At 46.5% G+C, this 2,196-nt stretch carries 2 protein-coding genes; both read left to right on the forward strand.

Features of this window, described 5'->3' with window-relative positions; all coding sequences use genetic code 11:
• Positions 1 to 63: 63 nt before the first annotated feature.
• Positions 64 to 1,398: a guanine deaminase gene (gene guaD, locus GW12_RS13535; RefSeq protein ID WP_034588499.1), complete on the forward strand. Its 1,335-nt coding sequence runs from the start codon at positions 64 to 66 to the stop codon at positions 1,396 to 1,398.
• A gap of 219 nt (positions 1,399 to 1,617) precedes the next feature.
• Positions 1,618 to 2,145, forward strand: a complete 528-nt coding sequence (hpt, locus tag GW12_RS13540; RefSeq protein WP_034588501.1) for a hypoxanthine phosphoribosyltransferase — start codon at positions 1,618 to 1,620, stop codon at positions 2,143 to 2,145.
• Positions 2,146 to 2,196 lie beyond the last annotated feature (51 nt).

The raw sequence follows: 2,196 nt of genomic DNA on the forward strand, positions 1-2,196 counted from the left end.
GTCAATGCGTAAGTCCTATATCAGTTACAATCAATCGAAAAAATCACAAAGTGCAGGTTTTAAATGTCTTCTATCATTGCAACGACGGCAGTACGCGGTCGCTTCCTCGATATCAAGAATACGGTTGCCCAAGCGCGTGAAATTCACGACCAAGTGCGATATGTAGAAGATGGTTTGCTAATCACCCAGAACGGCAAGATTCAGTGGTTTGGTAGCTGGAAAGAGGGCCAGCAGTACCTTCCGGAAGGAATTGAGGTTCAGCATTATCCTGAACAGCTGATTGTGCCAGGCTTTATTGATACCCATATCCATTTCCCGCAGACCGAGATAGTGGGAGCTTATGGCGAGCAGCTACTCGAGTGGTTAAATACTTATACCTTCCCGACTGAAATCCAATTTTCCGACCCAGCATATTCCAGCAAAATCGCCGAGTTTTTTGTAGAAGAATTACTGAAAAATGGCACTACGACAGCGCTGGTGTTCTGTACCGTACATCCTGAGTCGGTAGATGCTCTATTTAGTGCTGCTGCAGCGCGTAATATGCGCCTGATCGCAGGTAAGGTACTGATGGACCGTCATGCACCCGAAGCACTCACCGATACAGCAGAATCGGCTTATCAGGATTCTAAAGTCCTGATTGAAAAATGGCATGGTCAGGGTCGTAACCTGTATGCGATTACGCCACGCTTTGCACCGACTTCGACACCAGAGCAACTAGAACAAGCCGGCAAGTTGAAAGCCGAATATCCGGATGTGTATGTGCATACCCATCTCAGTGAAAACAAAAACGAGATCGCCTGGGTCAAAGGGCTGTTTCCAGAACGCGAAGGCTATCTGGATGTCTATCATCATTATGGCCTGACCGGGCCTAAGTCTGTGTTTGCGCACTGTGTACATCTGGAAGAGCAGGAATGGGACTGTATGCATCGGACCGACTCCGCCATCGCTTTCTGTCCGACATCAAATCTGTTCCTCGGTAGTGGCTTGTTCCCACTGAAAAAAGCCTGGGACAAGCAGGTCAAGGTGGGACTTGGTACCGATATCGGCGCGGGGACTTCATTTAACCAGCTGCAAACCCTGAATGAAGCCTACAAGGTACAGCAGTTACAAGGTGAAAAACTCTCGGCTTTTGAGTCGCTATATCATGCTACCTTAGGAGGTGCCAAAGCCCTGAGTCTGGATGATCGTCTGGGTAATTTTAATGTCGGTAAAGAAGCCGATTTTGTGGTGCTGGATCTGAATGCAACAGCGTTACAGCAATTACGTCAAAGTCGGGCCAAAAACATCGAAGATGCTTTTTTTGCCCTGATGATGCTTGGTGATGACCGCAATATTGCCGCGACTTATGTTTACGGAACAGCCGTCTATGTCAAAGAACAATCCGCTCCAAAAGCCTGAAAAATCAAAACGTCGTCGCTAGCTAATCCTGTCGGCGATAGCACTCGGCTGTGCTTTTTTACTCAAGCGTGATTCACAAGTGCCGAAAAAATGATTACATTAACACAGGGCGAAACAGGTGCATCTGCCTGCCGGATGTATTAAAATTGCTGATATATCAGGTGTTGCAGGTCAACACCTTTTTTATTTTGCTATTTTTACTTTTTTAGGTATCTACCCATGACCGTTCAAATGAGCGTAATGATTTCCGCTGAAGAAATTCAAGCTAAAGTCAAAGAGCTTGGTGCTCTAATCGATGCACACTATGCCAATAGTGATAAAGAGCTCGTGCTCATCGGTTTATTACGCGGTTCAGTGATCTTCATGGCGGACTTGTGTCGTGCCATCAGCAAGCCGCATGAACTCGACTTCATGACTGTATCCAGCTACGGTGGTGGTACGGTATCAACGCGTGATGTCAAAATCCTGAAAGATCTGGACGGTGAAATCCGTGGTAAGGATGTGCTGGTGGTGGAAGACATTATCGACTCAGGTAACACTCTCAGCAAAGTACTGGAAATTCTGCAAACTCGTCAGCCAAATTCGATTGAGCTGTGCACTTTGGTCAGCAAACCTTCACGCCGCGAAATCGAGCTGGACGTTAAATTCCTGGGCTTTGAAGTCGAAGACAAATTCATTGTCGGTTATGGTCTGGACTATGACCAGAAATATCGCCATATTCCATTCATTGGTGAAATTGGCCTTTAAGACTGAATACGTAAAAAAGTGGCTTCAAGCCCACTGCTGTCCCATAGTTTG

The sequence above is a fragment of the Acinetobacter sp. HR7 genome (genome assembly GCF_000773685.1).
Lineage (GTDB): Bacteria > Pseudomonadota > Gammaproteobacteria > Pseudomonadales > Moraxellaceae > Acinetobacter > Acinetobacter thermotolerans.